Here is a 21,337-nt window from a genome sequence, read left to right as displayed (position 1 = left end):
GAAATAGAATGAGCTTTACAAAGATGAACACCAAAACTTCTATCATTACGGTCATCATGTTTTGCGGAATGGTAAATGTCCGTGCACAGTCTTATCAGAAAACAGAATCTGGATTGAAGTTTTCTGCTGATCATATGAATGTTGAAGTGAAATTTTATGGAGAAAATACGGTTAGGATTATTAAATATCCCGCAGGCAGATTATTTGTCAAAAATAGTTTGTCGGTCATTAAACAGGAGCAGAAAATCAAATTCTCAGTTTCAGAAAAAAATAATGTTATTTCATTAAAAACAAATGACCTCCTGCTTTCTATTAATACTAAAAATGGAGTGATCACTTATACATTACCATCCGGAAAGGAGCTTTTGAAAGAAATCGCAAATGACTTCAAGCCATTCAATGATGCCGGAACGCAGAGTTATTCTGTAAGACAGGATTTTCAGCTTGAAAAGGACGAACCTATTTACGGTCTGGGAATTCTGCAAAATGAAAAAATGTCCCAGCGGAATACCGATGTAAAAATGATTCAGAATAATACCTGGGATTTTGTGCCTTTTTTCCAGTCTGTAAAAGGATATGGTGTTTTTTGGGATAACTATTCACCAACACAATTTACGGATACACCTCAGAAAACCTCTTTCTCATCAGAAGTGGGAGATGGTATAGATTATTATTTTATCTACGGAAAAAATGCCGATGGAGTAATTGCCGGAATGCGTGATCTTACAGGTACCGTACCCATGCTTCCTTTATGGACATATGGCTACTGGCAAAGTAAAGAACGTTATAAAAGCCAGGATGAGCTGACAGAGGTGGTTAAAAAATACCGTGATCTGAAAGTTCCTCTGGACGGAATCATACAGGATTGGCAATATTGGGGAAATAATTACCAGTGGAATGCCATGGACTTCATTAGTCCCGACTTTCCGGATGCTAAAAAAATGGTACAGGAGATCCATGATATGAATGCCCATCTTTCGGTTTCTATCTGGTCGTCATTCGGGCCAATGACCAGGCAATACCGTGAAATGGATTCAAAGGGAATGCTTTTCAATATCAGTACATGGCCTGAATCAGGCCGCGAGGTTTGGCCTCCGGATATGAATTATCCTTCCGGTGTCCGTGTGTATGATGCGTACAATCCTGAAGCCAGAAATATATATTGGAAATACCTGAACAAAGGCATTTTCAGTCTGGGAGTAGATTCCTGGTGGATGGACTCAACAGAACCCGATCATCTCAGCCAGAAAGCGGAAGATCTGGATACTAAAACCTATCTTGGCTCATTCAGAAAAGTAAGAAATGCTTATCCGCTGATGACAGTAGGCGGTGTTTACGATCATCAGCGTGAAACTACCGGTGATAAAAGGGTTTTTATTTTAACAAGGTCAGCTTTTGCAGGCCAGCAGCGATATGCAGCCAACACCTGGTCCGGAGATGTCAATTCTTCCTGGGAAACATTGCGCAAACAGGTACCGGCAGGATTGAATTTCAATCTTACAGGAAATCCGAATTTCAACTCTGACATCGGCGGTTTCTTTGCTGGTACTTACAAAAGAAATGGAGGTTCAAAAAATCCAATGTTCCAGGAACTGTATGTCCGATGGTTGCAGTATGGAACCTTTACACCAATGATGCGCTCGCATGGAACCGATGTTGCGAGGGAAATTTATCAGTTTGGAAATAAAGGAGACATTGTGTATGATGCGATAGAAAAATTCATCAGACTGCGTTACAGTATGTTACCGTATATCTATTCTATTTCCCATGATGTTTCAAAAAACGGGTCAAGCTTTATGAGAGCCCTTTCCATGGAATTTCCTTCAGACAGAAAAACGTGGGATATGAATAACGAATATCTTTTTGGAAAGTCATTGCTGGTGGCGCCGGTTCTTAATGCCCAATATACTCCTGAAAAGACAGTTAAAACCGATGAAAATGAAGGCTGGAATAAAACCGACAGCAATAAGGATAACTCGGTCTCAAATATAGATTTTACTCAAAACAAAAGCGTGAAAGTTTACCTTCCGGAAGGAACAGATTGGTTTGATTTCTGGACCAATGAAAAATACAGTGGAGGGAAAGAAATTCAGAAATCTGTTAATCTTCAGACTATTCCTTTGTATGTAAAAGCAGGAAGTATCATTCCGTTAGGCCCCGATGTACAATATGCAACGGAGAAAAAATGGGATCATCTTACCATAAAAGTTTATCCGGGAAGCGATACCGATTTCATTGTATACGAAGATGAATTCGATAACTATAATTACGAAAAAGGATTCTATACAGAAATACCTTTTCACTGGAACGAAAAATCAAGAACACTCACGATAGGTGACCGGAAAGGTAAATACAAAGGAATGATTGAGACAAGGAGTTTTAACCTGATTCTTCCTGATGGTCAGCAGAAATCGGTGAATTATTCCGGAAAAAAAGTGAGTTTAGATTTTAAATGATAAACCTTATTCATGAAGAAGTGTCACAAAAATAATAAACTGTTAATCCTGTTTCTGTTTTTTGCAGCAAGAATTTTTGCCCAGCAAACCTCAGGAATTCCGGAAAATATCATTTCAGATGATAAAGGCTTTCCTATTGTTTCAAAAGAAGGGAAAGTTACCGGTTTATTTTATGACCAATCAGAAAATATTGCCGTCATTCGTGCTGCAAAAGACTTACAGACCGACATTCAGAAAGTGACGGGGAAAATGCCCAATTTGGGAACAACAGACACTTCCAACGAATTTGAAATCATCATCGGAACTGTTGGAACCAGTAAGCAGATTGATCAACTGATTTTATCAAAAAAAATCAGTGCTAAAGATTTGAAAGGAAAATGGGAAAGCTTTGTCATTACAACCTTAGAATCTTCAAAATCTAAAAAACAGCTCATCATCGCAGGAAGTGACAGACGGGGAACGGTTTACGGAATTTACGAAATCTCAAAACAGCTCGGCGTTTCGCCGTGGCATTGGTGGAATGATGTTCCCGTTCAGAAACGTCCTTCAGCATATGTCGTTCCGGGATATTTTGCTTCGGGCGAGCCAAAAGTAAAGTACCGTGGAATTTTCATTAATGATGAAGAACCTGCTTTCGGAACCTGGGCAAGAACGAAATTCGGAGGTATCAACAGCAAAATGTATGCGAATATGTTTGAGCTTCTGTTGCGTCTAAGAGCCAATTATTTGTGGCCGGCAATGTGGGGAAAAGCTTTTAACGAAGATGATCCGCTTAACCCTAAAGTAGCCGATGAATATGGAATCGTCATGGGAACTTCGCACCACGAACCGATGATGCGAGCTCAGAAAGAATGGGGAAATCACCGCAAAGGATACGGAAACGGAGAATGGAATTATCACACCAATAAAGAAGCTCTTCTGAAATTTTGGGAAGATGGATTCCGTCGGAACAAAAATTATGATAATCTCGTAACCATGGGAATGCGAGGTGACGGAGACGAACCAATGAGCGATTTGGGAAGTGCTGAAGCCAATTTCAAACAGTTGGAGCAGATCATGAATGACCAGCGAAAAGTTATTGAAAAAGTAACAGGAAAGCCTGCGAAAAAGACCCCGCAGCTTTGGGCTTTGTACAGTGAAGTGTTGGAATATTACGACCAGGGAATGAAAGTTCCGGACGATGTCATTATTTTACTTTGTGATGACAATTGGGGAAATGTGCGGCGTCTTCCGGAATTAAACGGTAAAAAACATCCGGGTGGTTATGGAATGTATTATCATGTCGATTTGCACGGTGCTCCGAGGGCCTATCAATGGTTGAATATGACGCAGATTCCGCATATGTGGGAACAGCTGCAGTTAACGTACAGTTACGGCGTTGATAAAATCTGGATTTTGAATGTAGGAGACTTAAAACCGAACGAATATCCTATGGATTTCTTCCTGAATATGGCTTGGAATCCGACTTCTTTCAGACAGGATAATCTCGGAAATTATTCGGTGAAATTTGCAGAAGAACATTTTGGAAAGACCAATGCAAAGGAAATTGCAGAAATCATTAATCTTTACTGTAAATACAATTCAAGAGTTTCGGCAGAAATGCTGAATGATAAAGCCTATAACCTTCAAAACGGTGAATTTTTGCAGGTAAGAGATTCGTATTTAGCCTTGGAAACAAGGGCTTTGAGACAATTCATCAATTTAGATGAGGCTTACAAAGATACCTACAAACAGATTGTTTTGCATCCCGTTCGTGCAATGGCGAATCTTTACGACATGTATTATGCCGTTGCAATGAATCACAAATTGGCTGAAGAGAAAGATTTAAAAGCCAATGAGTGGGCAGATTATGCCGATGAATGCTTTACCAGAGATGCCGATTATACAAAAGATTACAACCTGAATATTTCCAACGGAAAATGGAATCATATGATGGACCAAACGCACATTGGCTACAAATCCTGGGATGAGCCGAAGGAAGGGAATATCAAGCCAACCGTTTATAGAGTCACGAGAGAAGAAGCAAAAACAGGCGGTTATTTTTTTGAAGAAAAGAACGGTGTCGTTGTAATGGAAGCCGAACATTTTTTTGAGACTAAAGCTTCAACAAATACAAAATGGACAGTTATTCCTGATTTGGGAAGAACGCTTTCCGGGATTGCATTGATGCCTTATACGGAAAAAACTGCCGGTTCAGTAATAGCTTATCAATTTAATCTTAAAAATAAGCCTTCCGAGGTAAGAATTCATTTCATTTTTGATTCCACGCTTCCGTTCAAAAAAGGCGGACACACCATAAAAGCTTATCTCGATGCAAATAGTTCAAAAATTATCGGTCTCAATCAGGATTTGACCTGGGCAAATAATTATTCCAAAATGTATCCTGCTGCATCGGCAAGAATCGTAGAGAAAGTAGAAACATTTGTTGTTCCCGAAAATCACAACGGCAATTTTACTTTGATGATAGAACCTCTTGACCCAGGAATTGTACTGCACAAAATCATCATTGACAACGGTGGTTATGAAGAAACGTATTTGAAAATGGATGAAAGTCCTTATAAAAGATAAATATTTGAAATATGAAAAATTTAAAAGATATTCTGTTACTATGTTTATTCATTTTTACTTCAAATCTGAATTTTGCTCAGGGTGAAACGCCAAAAATTCCAGCCAAAAGGGAATTTCGATATACCAACCCGATTACCAGAGATTCCGCCATTTCTATGCGTGACCATTTCATTATTAAGGTAGATGATTTGTGGTATTGCGTGGGAACTTCTAATCCTGTTTGGGAAGGTAAAAACCCCGGAGTCCGGATGTTGGTTTCAAAAGATATGGTGAATTGGAAACAGCATTCCTTTTTAATAGATGCTAAAAAACTTCCCAAAGACTGCCCTTATGACGGTCGTTTCTGGGCTCCTGAAATTAATTTTATCAAGGGAAAATATTATCTGATTGTAAACAGCGGAAAGGTAACCAAAGAAGATCCGAAAGGAATGACGACGCACAGCATTTGGCTGTTCTCTGCCGATAAAGTAACAGGCCCTTATAAACTGCTGAATGGTCCGCTTACTCCGCAATATAACAACGATGCCACTTTGTTTGAAGATGAAGATGGTCAGGTTTATCTCTATTGCAGCGGAAATGGACTGTTTCAGGCTAAAATTGATTTAAAAACAGGAAAACTAACCACACCTATTCAAAAATTTTTAGATAAAAAACAACCGGGATGGCCGGAATGGATGATTGGCGGAATTGAAGGACCTTTCGTGACTAAAAAAGAAGGAACCTATTTTATGTTTTTTTCCACGTGGACAAGAGGTTATGAAGTGGGTTTGCTTAAATCAAAATCGCCTCTGGGACCTTGGGAGCTCGCTTCACAAGAACCGATTTTTGGAACTCGTAAAAAAGGTTACAGACAACAAATGGCAAAAGATGGAGGCTATGAAAACCTGCAGTTTACAGATACTCAAGACCCTTATCAGGAAACGGGACACAACGCATTATTCATCGGTCCTGACGGAAATCTCTGGAATTCCTGTCATTATTTTATGTACGAAAAACGACCGTATCCGTACAGTCAGACCTTTGAACCTTGGGAATTGGGTCCACAGATGGGAATCGAACCGGTGCATTACAAAGACGGAATGTTTTACATTAATCCGCCAACCTGGACGGAACAAATCATTAAATATTAATTCGAAAAATAATTAATATGATCAAGAAACATATATTGAATTTTGGGTTGTTGTTGTTAGGAATATCTGTTCATTCCCAAAATCCGATCATCCAGACCAAATTCACAGCCGATCCGGCTCCAATGGTTTATAAAGACACCGTTTTTCTTTACACCAGCCATGATGAAGATGATGCGTTTGGTTTTAAAATGAAAAACTGGCTGCTTTACACGTCTGTTGATATGGTCAATTGGACTGATCAAGGAATAGTAGCTTCTTTAAAAGATTTCAAATGGACCGATCCTGAAAACGGAGCCTGGGCCCCGCAGGTGATCGAAAGAAACGGTAAGTTTTATATGTATTGCCCGATGCCGGGACAAAGAGGAATAGGGGTTCTTGTGGCCGATAGTCCGTATGGTCCGTTCAAAGATCCTATAGGAAAACCTTTGGTGAAAAATTCAGGTGATGATATAGATCCAACTGTTCTGATTGATGATGACGGGCAGGCTTATCTCTATTGGGGAAATCCGAACCTTTGGTATGTCAAGCTGAATGAAGATATGATTTCTGTCAATGGAGATATCGTAAAAGATCCTTCAATCGCTAAAGTGAAAGGTTCATCTGACCCTTTTCATTACCAGGAAGGACCTTGGGTTTGGAAAAGAAACAGCCATTATTATCTGGCTTATGCCTCTACTTGCTGTCCGGAAGGGATGGGCTATGCGATGAGCAAATCTGCCACCGGTCCCTGGGAATTTAAGGGAATGATTATGGACAGTGACAAACGTTCCAACGGAAACCATCCGGGAATTATTGATTATAAAGGGAAAACGTATGTTTTCGGATTCAATTATAATATCGGGAAACAGACGATGAGCAAACATTACGAACGCCGTTCGGTTTGTGTAAGCGAAATGAAATACAATGCAGATGGAACCATTCAGAAGCTTCCTTTCTGGACTGCGGATGGCGCAAAAAGAGTAGGTACTCTGGATCCTTATAAAAAAGTTGAAGCAGAAACGATGGCTTACAGCGAAGGCCTGAAAACAGAAATGGTCACAGAATGGGAACGCAATCAACCCTATAACAGAGGCAAAAAAATCACAGACCGTATCATCGTTACCTCAATTAACAATGGTGATTATATTAAAATCCAGGGAGTAGATTTTTCCAAAGGTGTAAAATCTTTGGATGTGAATGTCGCTTCTCTCTATGGAGGAACAATAGAAGTACGTTCAGATGCTCTTAATGGGCCTGTGCTTGGCGTTGTTAACGTTACAGGAAAAGGTGAGGGTGACTTATATAAGACTATTAATACACCTCTGAAAAGTGTAAAGGGAATCCACGATTTATATTTTGTTTTTAAAGGAGAAAAAGACCTTTTCTATTTCGATTGGTGGAAATTTAGAAATTAAAGCTGAATTCAGGAATATCAATAGGAATGATTTTATAAAGAAAGAATATGGGTGGCTTGAGCCAAAACTTAATTCATTTGTTATGAGTTATATTAATATATCAGTTACAATTTTAAAAATGTTCAGATTTAAACTCTTTATTTTCAGCTTTCTCATTGCCGGATACTGTTTAAATGCGCAGTCAACCGTTTGGTTAGACCAGTTGGATTTAAGCGTTGTAACACAGGGACACGGAAAACCCGGCATCAATACTTCGGTGGACGGAAAACCTATAACCATTGCCGGCGAAGTTTTCAAAAGAGGCTTCGGAACCCACGCTGAAAGTTCTTTGTTGATTACATTAAACGGGAAAGTCAAAAAATTCTCAGCCTTAGTAGGAATAGATGATGAGATCAAAGGACAGAACCCTGCCGTGGAATTTGAAATTTATGGAGATCATAAAAAGCTCTGGTCTAGCGGGGTCATGAAATTAGGCGATAAAGCAAAGCCTGTTTCCGTTTCGCTGGAAGGTGTAAAACAATTAGAATTAGTCGTAACAGACGGCGGAAACGGACCTTATTATGATCACGCCGATTGGGCAGATGCTAAGTTTGAAACAGCAGGCGGTGCAAAACTGACAACATTTAATCCGATTTCATCAGTACCTTATATTTTGACGCCAAAACCTGCGGCAACTCCAAAAATTAATTCAGCAGGCGTTTACGGAGTTCGTCCTGGCTCACCTTTTTTGTTCAGGGTTGCAGCAACGGGTGACAGACCAATGACTTTTACAGCAAAAAATCTTCCGAAAGGTTTAACAATAGATTCACAGACCGGAATCATCACTGGAAAAATAGATTCTAAAGGAAGTTATGAAGTGACTTTGAATGCTAAAAATGCAAAAGGTTCAGCTTCAAAAAAATTAAAAATAGAATGTGGAGACAGAATCGCTCTCACGCCTACAATGGGCTGGAATAGCTGGAACTGCTTCGGACATGAAGTTTCTGCTGATAAAGTGAAACGTGCAGCAGATGCCCTCATAAAGTCAGGACTGATCAATCATGGATGGAATTATATCAATATCGATGATTCCTGGCAGTTTAACAGGGAGGGGAAAGACCCTTCATTCAAGGGAAAAATGCGTGATGAAAACGGTTATATCCTGACCAATTCCAAATTTCCTGATATGAAAGGTCTTGCAGACTACATGCATAACAATGGTTTGAAAATGGGAATTTATTCTTCCCCCGGTCCATGGACCTGTGGCGGATGTGCCGGAAGCTACGGTTACGAAAAACAGGATGTTGAAAGCTACGCCAAATGGGGCGTTGATTACCTGAAATATGACTGGTGCAGCTATGGTGGTGTAATTGACGGGCTGCCGGATAATAATCCCGATAAAGTTCCTTCTCTTGCTTTTGAGGGCGGCGGGGATCCAGATAAAGGTGTAAAACCGTTCAAACTGATGGGAAACCTTTTGAAGCAGCAGCCAAGAGACATCGTGTACAACCTCTGCCAATATGGAATGGGCGATGTGTGGAAGTGGGGTGATGAGGTCAATGCACAATCCTGGCGTACCACCAACGATATTACAGATACCTGGTCAAGCGTAAAGAATATTGCTCTTGCTCAGGATAAAGCGGCTCCTTTTGCGAAACCCGGAAACCGGAACGATCCGGATATGCTGGTTGTTGGCGTTGTCGGTTGGGGAAATCCACATCAGAGTCGGTTGAAGCCTGATGAACAGTATCTTCATATGAGTTTGTGGAGTATTTTTTCAGCCCCGTTGCTGATTGGCTGTGACCTTGAGAAACTGGATGATTTCACTTTAAACCTTCTGACGAATGACGAAGTTATTGCCGTCAATCAGGATGCTTTGGGAAAACAGGGGATTTGTTTGCAGACCATTGGTGAGCTCAGAATTTATGTCAAAGAGCTGGAAGACGGAGGAAAGGCAGTAGCTTTTGCCAATTTCGGAAGAGAAAAAGTGACACTGTCATATAAAGAGTTCAAAAAATTAGGGATTTCCGGTGTTCAGGCGGTTCGTGACCTTTGGAGACAGAAGGATATTGCAGAAATCAACACAGACAAAAAAGGTCTTTCATTGGACATTCCGGCACATGGTGTTGCCTATTATAAATTCATTTCACTCAAATAATTAAGATAAAGATATGAATCAACGAAATTTAAAATATATCACACTTTCTTTTCTGTTGGCAGGGATTGGTATTGCTGCACAGAATCCGGTTATTCAGACCCATTTTACACCAGATCCTGCTCCCATGGTCTATAAAGGGAAAATGTATGTTTATACAGGGGATGATCAGCCGGGATTTGATTTTTATACGATGACCAAATGGCGGGTGTATTCCACGGAAGATATGGTCAATTATACAGACCATGGTTCTCCCATTTCTTTAGAGTCTTTCAGCTGGGCACGGGATAGGGCCTGGGCAGCACAATGTATTGAAAGAAACGGTAAATTCTACTGGTATATCTGTGTACAGACCGTTGACAACAATATGGCTATTGGGGTGGCGGTGTCTGACAGTCCTACCGGGCCGTTCAAAGATGCTTTGGGAAAACCTCTGATTTCAACCGGAACCTGGGATAATATTGATCCGACTGTTTTTATAGATGATGACGGACAGGCTTATCTGTATTGGGGAAACAGTAAATTATTTTATGTGAAGCTCAATAAAGATATGACTTCTTATCAGGGACAAATCACAGAAATTCCACAATCGGTGGAAGCTTTTGGTGGGCTGAGACGTCCCGGGAAAAGTGATGAAGTTCTGCAAAAGCAGGAAAAATTTGATGATGTATATGTAGAAGGACCATGGCTTTACAAGCGAAATAATCAATATTATATGATGTATGCTGGAATGACCGGAAGAACAGAATGTTTATCCTATTCAACCAGTCCATCGCCAACCGGGCCGTGGAAATATCAGGGGAAAATAATGACCGACCAGCCTACTAACAGCTTTACCAACCATGGCGGAATTATCAATTTCAAAGGAAAGTCCTACCTGTTTTACCATACCGGATTATTACCGGCCGGAGGAAGCTACGGACGCTCAACGGCTGTAGAAGAATTCAGATATAATGCTGATGGGACTATTCCGAAGATCACAATGACCAAAGAAGGCGTAGCTCCGGCTGGAACCTTAAATCCATATCAGAGAACCGAAGCCGAAACTATGGCATGGTCGGAAAAATGCAGCACTTCCGAAAACAGAAAAACCGGAGTGTATGTCTCCGATGCCAGAGCAGGAGGGTATATCAGGGTCCGTTCGGTAGATTTTGAAAAAGGGGCTTCTGCATTTTCAGCTTCTGTTGCCGCAGGAATTGATGGCGGAATTCTGGAAGTTCATCTGGATGATGTTAAAGGGCCAAAAATAGCCGAGATTGAAATTCCGAGAACCGGTGGCTGGGAAGATTTTAAAACTTTAAACTCAAAAATTTCAGAATCCGTTTCCGGTGTCCACGATGTCTATTTTGTGTTCCAGGGGAAAAATATTACGGCAGGAAGAAAGTTATTTAATTTCGATTACTGGAGCTTTCAGAAAAAATAAAACTGACTATGAAAAATACAATACAATATATACTGGGGTTTTGTCTGATAGGTTTTTCCGAAGGTTTATCAGCGCAGAACCCTATTATTCAGACCAATTATACTGCAGATCCGGCACCCATGGTGTACAATGACAGACTGTACATGTACACCACACACGATGAGGATGATTCTACCTGGTTTACCATGAACGACTGGAAAGTATATTCCACCAATGATATGGTGAACTGGACAGATCACGGAACAATTCTCTCATATAAAGACTTTGACTGGGCAAAACGCGATGCCTGGGCAGCACAATGTGTAGAAAGAAACGGAAAGTTTTTTTTATACGTTCCGATGTGGTCCAAAACCAATAACAAAGGCGCTATAGGGGTTGCTGTTGGCGACAGTCCGTTTGGGCCTTTTCATGATCCGCTGGGAAAACCTCTTGTTCAGAGCGAATGGGGAGATATTGATCCCACAGTTTTTGTGGATGATGACGGACAGGCTCATATGTATTGGGGAAATCCTAAGCTTAAATACGTAAAGCTGAATGAAGATATGATCTCCTATTCCGGGAATATTACAGAAGTTCCGATGACCGAAGAATCATTTGGCAAAAGAGATGGGAAACCCAATCTGGAAAGACCCACAAAATACGAGGAAGGCCCATGGCTGTACAAAAGGAAAAACCTGTATTATCTTTTCTGGCCGGGTGGTCCGCTTCCTGAATTCATAGGATATTCTACAGGTAAAACAGCACAAGGGCCCTGGAAATATGGAGGAATTGTAATGCCTACTGAAGGGAAGTCATTCACCAATCATCCCGGTGTTATTGATTTCCGGGGGAAAACCTATTTCTTTTATCACAATGGTGCATTGCCGGGCGGAAGCGGGTTTACAAGATCAGTAAGTCTGGAAGAGCTTACATTCAATAAAGACGGTTCCATTTCACCATTTAAAATGACCAGCGGAATTACAAAAGCTATCGCAACAGTTAATCCTTATTCATTCAATCAGGCAGAAATGATTGCCTGGTCGGAAAATGTAAAATCCTATCAGAATAAAGAAGCTGGTGTTTTCATCAAAGCAAAGAAAAATGGGGCTTATAGCAGTGTAAAGAATGTAGATTTCCGGAAAAAAGGAGCTGCTGCCTTCTCTGCAAGAGTAGGAACGACCCATAACAGTGACGTCACAATGACCGTTCATCTGGATGCTGTGAACGGCCCGGTTGCCGCAACGGTAAAGGTTCCACTGACGGGTGGAGATGACCGCTGGGAAACCGTAAAAGTTCAGCTTACTGAAAAAATTACCGGTATTCATGATCTGTACTTTGTATTCAATGGAAAAGCCTCAACAGATATTATGTATTTCGATTACTGGACCTTTCTTGCAAATAATTAATTATGAAAAAAAAAGTTTTATATATCGTATTCAGCCTGTTCCTGATCAGCAAAAGCTTTGCACAGATAGCAGAAATTTCAAGTCCGGATGGACACCTGAAGCTTCAGGTTTTTTCAGAAGAGGGAAAAGCATCGTATAATGTTATCCTTCTGGGAAAAGCAATGCTTGAAAAATCCCCGCTGGGCCTGGTAACCAATGAGTCCGATTTTTCAAAAGATCTGAAATTTATGGACAGCAAAAAGGATATTGTTTCTAAGAAATATACGAACGAAAAAATCAAAAAATCTGAGATTGATTATAAGGCCAATAATTTATTCGTTAACTTCAGTAATGCAGACCAGCATCAGATAAGCATTGAATTTCAGGTGAGCAACAACAATATTGCTTTCCGCTACAATATTCCACCGATGAAAGAACGGCTGAGTGTTGTGATACAGTCAGAATCCACAGGGTACAGATTTCCGTCACAGACGACTACTTTTCTTTCACCTATGATGAAGCCGATGACGGGATTTGCCCGTACAGCGCCAAGTTATGAAAGTGGCTATAAAGCTGATGCTGAGCTGGGAATGCCATCCGATTATGGATACGTTTTCCCTGGCCTGTTCCATATTGTAAATGAGGGCTGGGTACTGCTTTCCGAGACAGGAGTGAACAGTACGTATTGTGCTTCACACCTTGAAACCACAGCAGAAAAAAATCTTTACAAAGTCGCTTATCCGAACATTGCTGAAAATAACGGTTTCGGAAGTACCGGAGCAGCCGTTTCTCTTCCCGGAAAAACACCGTGGAGAACAATTACAGTAGGCAGCTCCCTGAAACCCATCGTAGAAACTACCATTCCTTTTGATGTTGTAGATCCGATGTATGAGCCTTCACAGGAATATCAGTTCGGAAAATCTACATGGAGTTGGATTCTTTGGCAGGATAACAGTATGAACTATGATGATCAGGTGAAATTCATAGACCTTGCTGCTGCGTTGAAATATCAGTTTATTCTTATAGATGCGCTTTGGGATAAAAATATAGGTAAAGATCGCATGAAAGAGCTTATTCAATATGCAAAATCGAAAAACGTGGGAGTATTACTTTGGTACAATTCCAATGGGGCAGCCAATGACGCACCGATGGGACCGAGAAACAAAATGAGCTCATCTATTGAACGGAAAAAAGAAATGAAATGGCTGAAAGAGACAGGCGTAAAAGGACTGAAAGTGGATTTCTTCGGAGGAGACAAACAGGAAACCATGCGTCTGTACGAAGATATTCTTTCCGACGCCAATGATTTTGGATTAACCATTATTTTCCATGGAGCCACTGTCCCGAGAGGCTGGGAAGTAATGTACCCGAATTATGCAGGAAGTGAGGCCGTTCTTGCCTCAGAAATGCTTTATTTCTCAGAAGATGTACGGAAACAGGAAGCTTTTTTTGCCACACTTCATCCTTTCATCAGAAACACAGTGGGAAGTATGGAATTCGGAGGTACTTTCCTCAATACATATTTAACAGAATCCAACAGAGACAAAAATAAAAGGCATACCACAGATGGCTTTCAGCTGGCTACAGCAGTCCTGTTTCAGAATCCCGTTCAGATGTTTGGCATCATGCCGAATAACCTGACCGATGCTCCGGAATTTCAGCTCAGCTTCATGAAAGAAGTTCCGACACTTTGGGATGAGACAGTTTTCATAGACGGCTATCCCGGGAAATATGCCGTGGTTGCGAGAAGACATGCGGATCGATGGTATGTGGCAGGGGTAAATGCCGAAAAGCAATCCCAAAAACTGAAAATAAAACTTCCGATGTTCGCCGGGAAAAACTTGCAACTTATCAATGATGATGCAAAAGGAAATACATCAGAGAAAGAAGTGAAAGTAAATGCAAAAGGCGACTTTACAATTGAAATTCAGCCGAACGGAGGATTTGTAATAAGAAATTAGAGATTAATATAATAAAACAGGAAAAAATGCGCTTCAAAAACTTATATATCTTTATCATTTCGGGATTTTTGGTTTCCTGCTCTTCCTCACAGAGTCTGGAAAAGCAGTCTTCCAAAGACCAGTGGCTCACTACCTGGGCAACAGCTCCCCAATTGGTGGAACCTAAAAACCTTGCGCCGGAACCAGGGCTTTCGGGGAACACCCTGCGTCAGATTGTGCGTGTATCTGTGGGTGGGAAAAAACTGCGGCTACGTTTCTCCAACAAATATTCCATGGATAGCCTGGAGGTAAAAGCCGTTTCTATTGCCGTGCCGTCCGATAGCAGTAATGTGGATGCAACCAGCATCAGATCATTAACGTTTGAGAAGAAAAACAGTTTTAAAATTGCTCCCGGATCCGATATTTATTCTGATGAAGTGAACTTTAACCTGAAGCCTAATTCGTTACTGGCTATTACAATTTCCTATACAAAAGTAACCCAATCTGTCACCGGACATCCGGGGTCAAGAACAACCTCTTTTATTGTTAAAGGTGAGCAGGCCAATGCTGCAGTATTTAAAAATCCTGTAAAAACAGATCATTGGTATTCGCTTTTTAACATCGATGTAAAGACCGGTGAACCTTCGTATGCGGTGGCTATTATGGGGAATTCCATTACCGATGGAAGAGGATCGGGAACCAACAGACAGAATCGCTGGCCGGATATTTTTTCTCAGCGGTTATTGGCTAATCCTTCTACCAGGAATATAAGTGTCCTTAATTTCGGGATTGGTGGGAATTGTGTAGTGCGTGGCGGTTTGGGTCCTACAGCATTAGACCGTTTCGATTATAACATCCTCAATCAGCAGGGCGTAAAATGGCTTATTATTTTGGAAGGAGTGAATGATCTGGGAGGAACAAGAGATCCTGATGACGCTTCCAAAAGAACAGAAGAACTGATTGCCGCTTACCAGGTGATGATCGATAAGGCACATGCTAACGGGATCAAAGTGTACGGAGCAACGATTCTTCCTTTCGGAAAGTCATTCTACGACAAACCTTTCCGTATCGAGGCCTGGAAAAAAGTAAACGACTGGATCAGAAACAGCGGGAAGTTTGATGCCGTCATCGATTTTGCAAAACAAATGCAAAGTGAAAATCCGGAAGTCATCTTAAACGATATGCACGATCATGATTTCCTTCACCCCAATGAGGCCGGCTACAGGAGAATGGGAGAATTTGTGAATCTGAACTTATTTAAAAATTAAAATCAAAAAGATATAGTATGAATTTTACAAAAAACATTTCGTTGTTTCTTACGTTGTTGTTTATATTTTTTGTAAAAGCAACCGAACCATTTATTTCTTTTGCTAAGACAGAAAATTCGGTGGTGTTGAAAGAGCGTAATTCAGGTTTGATGCTTTTTTCAGACAGTGATTCGGATAAAGGAATTCTGCGTGCTGTTGCGAACCTTCAATCTGATTTTCAAAAAGTAACCGGTGTTCAGCCTCATCTTATTTCCCAAAACTCTGGCTTGAACGGAATGATCATCATTATTGGTGAAGCAGGTAAAAGCAAGACCATTGATAATTTAATTCGTCAAAAAAAGCTGGATGGAAAAGCATTAACAGGGAAAAGAGAAAAATATATCATTCAGAATGTCAGTGATCCATTTCCGGGCGTTTCTGAAGCCATTGTGATTGCAGGAAGTGATAAAAGGGGAACGATTTACGGGATTTATGAAATGTCTAAGCAGATAGGTGTTTCACCATGGTATTATTGGGCTGACGTTCCGGTTGAGAAAAAAGATAATGTATACTTTAAAAAAGGAATATATACTGATGGTGAGCCTGCTGTAGAGTATCGCGGTATTTTCCTTAATGATGAAGAACCTTCATTGGGAGGCTGGGCAAGAGCAACTTTTGGCGGAGTTAATTCTAAATTTTACGAAAAAGTTTTTGAACTGATCCTGCGTCTTAAAGGAAACTATATCTGGCCGGCAATGTGGGGGAAAGCATTCTATGACGACGATCCTCTGAGCGGCCCTTTAGCAAATGAAATGGGTATTGTCGTGGGAACTTCCCACCATGAGCCTATGGCTTTGGCACAAACCGACTGGCACAGGTATATCAAAAAAAATAACCTCCCGAATGTCTGGGATTATGCCAAAAATGCGGAAGTTTTACAAAAATTTTGGAGATCCGGAATGGAGAGAAGCAAAAACTGGGAAAAGCTTGTTACAGTAGGGATGCGGGGTGATGGTGACGAAGCGATGGGAGAGGGAACCAATATTGCCCTGCTGGAGAAAATTGTAAAAGACCAGCGTAAAATCATTGCTGAGGTTACCGGAAAAAAAGCTGAAAAAACACCTCAGGTCTGGGCATTGTATAAAGAAGTTCAGGACTATTATGATAAAGGAATGCGGGTTCCGGATGATGTGATCCTGCTGTTCTGTGATGATAACTGGGGAAATGTAAGAAAGCTTCCGGACCTTTCAAAACCTTTGCATAAAGGAGGCTATGGAATCTATTACCACTTCGACTATGTAGGCGGACCGAGAAACTCCAAATGGATCAACATAAGCCCCATCCAGAGAGTCTGGGAACAGATGAATCTTTCTTATGCACACAAAGTAGATAAGCTTTGGGTCGTGAATGTAGGAGATTTAAAACCTATGGAGTTTCCGATCAGTTTTTTCCTGGAAATGGCCTGGAATCCGAAGCAGTTTAATGCTAAAAACCTTTTGGAATATACTGAGAAATGGGCTGCTCAGCAGTTTGGAGAAAAACACGCCAAAGAAATTGCCAGGATGATTAATCTGTATTCCAAATACAACAGAAGAGTAACTCCTGAAACCCTTGACAGTAAAACGTACAGCCTTGAAAATTACCATGAATTTGAAACGGTCTTAAATGATTACAGAGCATTGGCCGTAGACGCCTTACGGTTAAAAGAGCAGATTCCGGCTGAGTACCAGGATGCGTATTATCAGTTGGTTTTGTACCCAATTGATGCATGCAGTAATTTATACGAAATGTACTATGCTGTTGCAAAAAACAGGGAACTGGCAGCAAAAAAAGATCCTGAAGCCAATTTCTACGCAGATAAAGTGAAGACATGTTTTGAAAGAAACGCTTATTTGGATAATCAATACAATAATGTGATTGCTGGAGGAAAATGGAAGCATATGATGGATCAGATGAGGATAGGATATAAAAGCTGGGCAGACGGAAAAGAAAATATAATGCCTGAAGTGACCTATATTTCTGACGCTGAGGTTCCCAAAGAAAAGGTATTTCAGGAGAAAAACGGCTATGTTTCCATTGAAGCAGAAAATTTTGCAAGAATGAGCAATTCTGACCGAATCCATTGGGAAGTGATTCCTGATTTCGGAAAAACAAAGTCGGGAGTGACAACCTTTCCGCAGAATGCCTATCCCAAAGCTAATGAAAATATCTGGCTGGAATATGATATCAATTTTGAATCAAAAGGGGAGTTTGAAGTCCAGTTATTATTAGCACCGACTTTAAATTTTAATCATAATAAAGGATTGCGTTACGAAATTTCTTTTGACAACGAAACTCAGCAAATTGTCAACTTCAATGGCCATTACAAAGGAGAATTGGGAAGATGGCAGTCAGAACATATTATTAAATCTATTACAAAGCATTCGGTTCAGCAGGCTGGAAAACACACTTTACGTTTCAGAGTGCTGGAACCCGGCATTGTCCTTGAAAAAATACTGATCAATACCGGAGGATTAAAACCCTCTTACCTGGGCGCTCCCGAAAGCGAAATGCTTCACTGAGTGACCCAATACTCATCACAAACAACACTTTAATTATGAAACACTAATCTTATTTCACATTCCAATCTGAAATACAGTTCCCTCACAGAGAATGAAGAGAAAGAACAGCAGATGATTTTGTAAGCAACTTTATTTAACAGATCGCTGCCTGATATCATTCAGGGTATTTTCCTGACGGTTTTTGAAAATCAACCGTCTTGATGGGGAATCTATTGCCCTTACTTTAATTGTTAAAATCAAAATCACGACTATCTAAAACTAAACCATTATGAAAAAAATTTTAAGTCTTGTAACCATTCATTCTATAGCTCTGTTTTGCAGCCTGATGCTTCATGGACAGCTTACAACTGTAAAAATTGATAAGAATATTCCTTATCAGAAAATAAAAGGATTCGGAGGATTTGTCTGCAGTCCCCAGTTTGCGTATAACCATATGTCTACCTCAGAGATTCAGACGCTTTGGGGCGCTTCCAGTGAAGGTGGATATAATATTATGAGATTGTATATTCCCGAAAACAGCAGCAACTGGAGTTCCGTACTGGCTACAGCGCAACTCGCCAAATCTATGGGGCTTACCATTTTTGCTTCGCCTTGGACCATGCCCGCAGCCTGGAAAACCAATAACCATGTGAATGCAGTGTATACTGATGCGAACGGAGTACAGCAGGTGGGATATTTAAAGCCGGAAAATTATCAGGATTATGCCCTTTATCTTAACAGCTTTGTTACCTATCTCCAGAACAACGGAGTAGAGCTCGATTATATCTCCATTCAAAATGAACCGGATGAAATGGCACAGTATCAGGGATGTATCTGGACTCCTGCGCAAATTACCACCTTCATCAAAAATTACGGACAGCTTATCAATTGTAAAGTGATTGCCCCGGAAAGTGTGGGATTTACGGATAATTTTGCCAGTGCTTTGCTGGATCCTGCGGCAATGGCCAATTTTGAAGTGTATGGCGGGCATCAATACGGACTTATGCAGTCTACCTACAAACAATTCCAGAATTACAACAAAGAAATCTGGCAGACAGAATATCTGATCAACTGGAACTCTTCATCCACACAGCCGGCAAGAGATTTCAGCTGGAATACCGATGCATTTACCTTTGCCAGCAGTGTCAACAATGCACTATTAGGTAATATCAATGCATGGATTCATTACTCTGCCAAACGGTATTATGGCTTAATGGGGGACGGAACTTACGGAACTCCTTCAGGGGTAATGACCAAAAGAGGTTATATCCTTTCACATTATGCCAAATATACAACAGGAAAAACGAGAATAGAAGCCAAATGGGATGACAAAACAGGTGTTTTACAGGGTTCTTCCTATATTTCGCAGGATGGTAATCAGGTTGTTCTTATGGTCATTAATCCTTCTCAGAACTCCTATAGTTTAAAAGTTGATCTGCCTTTTTACACGACTTCAGGAACAAAAGTACTGACCAATACGCAATCCAATATGGCGAGTACTCCTATCACTATGAGTACGGCAACATTCCGTCCTACTGCTGATATCAGCCCTTCCAGTGTCATGACTTTCGTTTTTAACAAAAGTGGTGACAGACCTGCTTCTCTCATGACAGGCGGTGATATTCATTATAATAAAATTGAAACACAAACGGCTACCAGTACAGCTTTTGGGACAGGATTCAATATCAGCAATACAACAGTGACGTTCTCCAATCCAAGTCCTCTTATCAGTAATAATATGACTGCGGCTAACGGATATCTTCAGCTTAATGACCGGTACAATAAACTGATTCTGCATGTAAACAGCTATACGACGGCGGGACAAAGTTACTCAGACAATACGACTTTATATTACATCAACAGTCAGGGCGTAACGAAATCATATAATTACGGCAAGATTAATTTTCCGCAGGGAGGAAACTTCGATATCACCTTAGATATTTCAAGGCAGGTGCTTACAGACGGATGCAAAGGAATTTTAGGACTGAGAAATTCCAATTACAGCTCTGTGCTTACAATTAATCTGGGAGATGTTTATTTCAATGTGGGTAATGAAATTGCTTCAAAATTCGGAGGGACCTATTCCGCAAGCGACAGCTATCTGATGGATGCACTGGAAAATGGCTACTACACTTCTGTAGACTTCAGAAATGCAGCAGGAGTTACTTCCTCCAATAACTGGCAGCCTATGAGTGCTAACTCTAACAGCATTTATTATGTGAATTCAAACATAAGTTCATCTGCCAATAATGTGATTTCAGGTACAGCTTGTTCCAATCTTGTCCTTTCCGGTCAGGGTATGGATTTTCAGGTGCCGTTTAACTTCACAGCCAATGCTGCTTCTTACAGCCGTACATTTAATGGTTACGATGTGCTGATCCTGCCATTCCAGGCTAATATACCTTCCGGAGTTACTGCTTATCTGATGTCTCCGAATGCCAATAATATCAGCTGTACCGCAATTTCAAACGGAATCATTCCTGCAAACACTCCGGTAATCGTCAATGCGACAGGGAATATTACTTTCAGCGGTTCAGGAAATGTTTCCACACCCAAAGCAATCACGGTCAATCAAATGAACGGGGTTTATCAGAGCATCAAAGTTCCGGCGAATGCTTATGTGCTGAAAACAGAAAACGGAGTAACAGGCTTCTATAAAATAACTGCAGGAAGTGAGCCTGCAATGGGATCTTTCAAAGCATATCTTACAGAAGAAAATACCTATTCTGCCAACGTTCTCCCTTTAAACTTCGGATCGTTAAACACCAGAAATATTTCTGCTGAAGCTAAAAAAGAGGCTGTGAAAATATATCCTAATCCGGTAAAAGCAGACCTTTTCATTGATTCTGACTTTTCAGAAGCTGCTGCCACCATTTTTGACGGAAGAGGAAGCATCATCAGATCCGGAATGAAAATAAATCCAGGGAAAAACCAAATTAATGTGGGAGATTTCCCAGCTGGTATTTATTTTATTGAGGTTACTCAAAAAAATAATACAGTCGTAAAACAAAAATTTATCAAAGAGTAAACTGAATCCGAAGCCATCATGAGCACTGCTTATGGTGGCTTTATTTCTACAATTTGGTAGATGAAAACCAAAAGTAAGTAGGATTTATTCTTAATTTAAGTGTATTATTTACA

Annotated in this window: 11 protein-coding genes; all 11 read left to right on the top strand. The window is 40.6% G+C overall.

The genetic code is table 11. The annotated features are described in order from the left end of the window. Window positions 1–8: 8 nt before the first annotated feature. The 11 genes from AAEU33_RS17200 to AAEU33_RS17150 all read left to right on the top strand — a co-directional run bounded on the left by AAEU33_RS17200 (window position 9) and on the right by AAEU33_RS17150 (window position 21,224). A complete protein-coding gene (locus AAEU33_RS17200; protein WP_345989149.1) occupies window positions 9–2,456 on the top strand; it encodes a TIM-barrel domain-containing protein in 2,448 nt (815 codons plus the stop codon). A gap of 12 nt (window positions 2,457–2,468) precedes the next feature. Further along, the gene (locus AAEU33_RS17195; protein ID WP_345989147.1) at window positions 2,469–5,024 is read left to right on the top strand and encodes a glycosyl hydrolase 115 family protein; all 2,556 of its coding nucleotides are present in this window, start codon (window positions 2,469–2,471) and stop codon (window positions 5,022–5,024) included. 11 nt (window positions 5,025–5,035) lie between these two features. After that, window positions 5,036–6,154, top strand: a complete 1,119-nt coding sequence (locus tag AAEU33_RS17190) for a family 43 glycosylhydrolase (protein ID WP_345989145.1) — start codon at window positions 5,036–5,038, stop codon at window positions 6,152–6,154. Window positions 6,155–6,171: 17 nt separating this feature from the next. Next, the gene (locus AAEU33_RS17185; protein WP_345989143.1) at window positions 6,172–7,548 is read left to right on the top strand and encodes a glycoside hydrolase family 43 protein; all 1,377 of its coding nucleotides are present in this window, start codon (window positions 6,172–6,174) and stop codon (window positions 7,546–7,548) included. A 118-nt stretch (window positions 7,549–7,666) separates the two neighbouring features. Then, entirely contained in the window at window positions 7,667–9,685 is a 2,019-nt protein-coding gene (locus AAEU33_RS17180) for an NPCBM/NEW2 domain-containing protein (RefSeq protein WP_345989141.1), read from the top strand. Window positions 9,686–9,698: 13 nt separating this feature from the next. Further along, window positions 9,699–11,105, top strand: a complete 1,407-nt coding sequence (locus tag AAEU33_RS17175; RefSeq protein ID WP_345989139.1) for a glycoside hydrolase family 43 protein — start codon at window positions 9,699–9,701, stop codon at window positions 11,103–11,105. A gap of 8 nt (window positions 11,106–11,113) precedes the next feature. Further along, window positions 11,114–12,490 (top strand): glycoside hydrolase family 43 protein, encoded by a 1,377-nt coding sequence (locus AAEU33_RS17170; RefSeq protein WP_345989137.1) that lies wholly within the window; start codon window positions 11,114–11,116, stop codon window positions 12,488–12,490. Window positions 12,491–12,492: 2 nt separating this feature from the next. Continuing rightward, window positions 12,493–14,430 (top strand): glycoside hydrolase family 97 catalytic domain-containing protein, encoded by a 1,938-nt coding sequence (locus AAEU33_RS17165; RefSeq protein ID WP_345989135.1) that lies wholly within the window; start codon window positions 12,493–12,495, stop codon window positions 14,428–14,430. 26 nt (window positions 14,431–14,456) lie between these two features. Next, entirely contained in the window at window positions 14,457–15,677 is a 1,221-nt protein-coding gene (locus AAEU33_RS17160; RefSeq protein WP_345989133.1) for an SGNH/GDSL hydrolase family protein, read from the top strand. Window positions 15,678–15,694: 17 nt separating this feature from the next. Next, window positions 15,695–18,217: a glycosyl hydrolase 115 family protein gene (locus AAEU33_RS17155; RefSeq protein ID WP_345989131.1), complete on the top strand. Its 2,523-nt coding sequence runs from the start codon at window positions 15,695–15,697 to the stop codon at window positions 18,215–18,217. A 268-nt stretch (window positions 18,218–18,485) separates the two neighbouring features. Then, window positions 18,486–21,224 (top strand): T9SS type A sorting domain-containing protein, encoded by a 2,739-nt coding sequence (locus AAEU33_RS17150; RefSeq protein WP_345989129.1) that lies wholly within the window; start codon window positions 18,486–18,488, stop codon window positions 21,222–21,224. The last annotated feature ends 113 nt before the right edge of the window (window positions 21,225–21,337 follow it).

Origin of the sequence: Chryseobacterium sp. Chry.R1 (assembly GCF_039645525.1) — a bacterium.
GTDB lineage: Bacteria > Bacteroidota > Bacteroidia > Flavobacteriales > Weeksellaceae > Chryseobacterium > Chryseobacterium proteolyticum.
The sequence above is the reverse complement of the archived record's forward strand: the minus strand, read 5'-3'. Positions and strand labels throughout refer to the sequence as shown.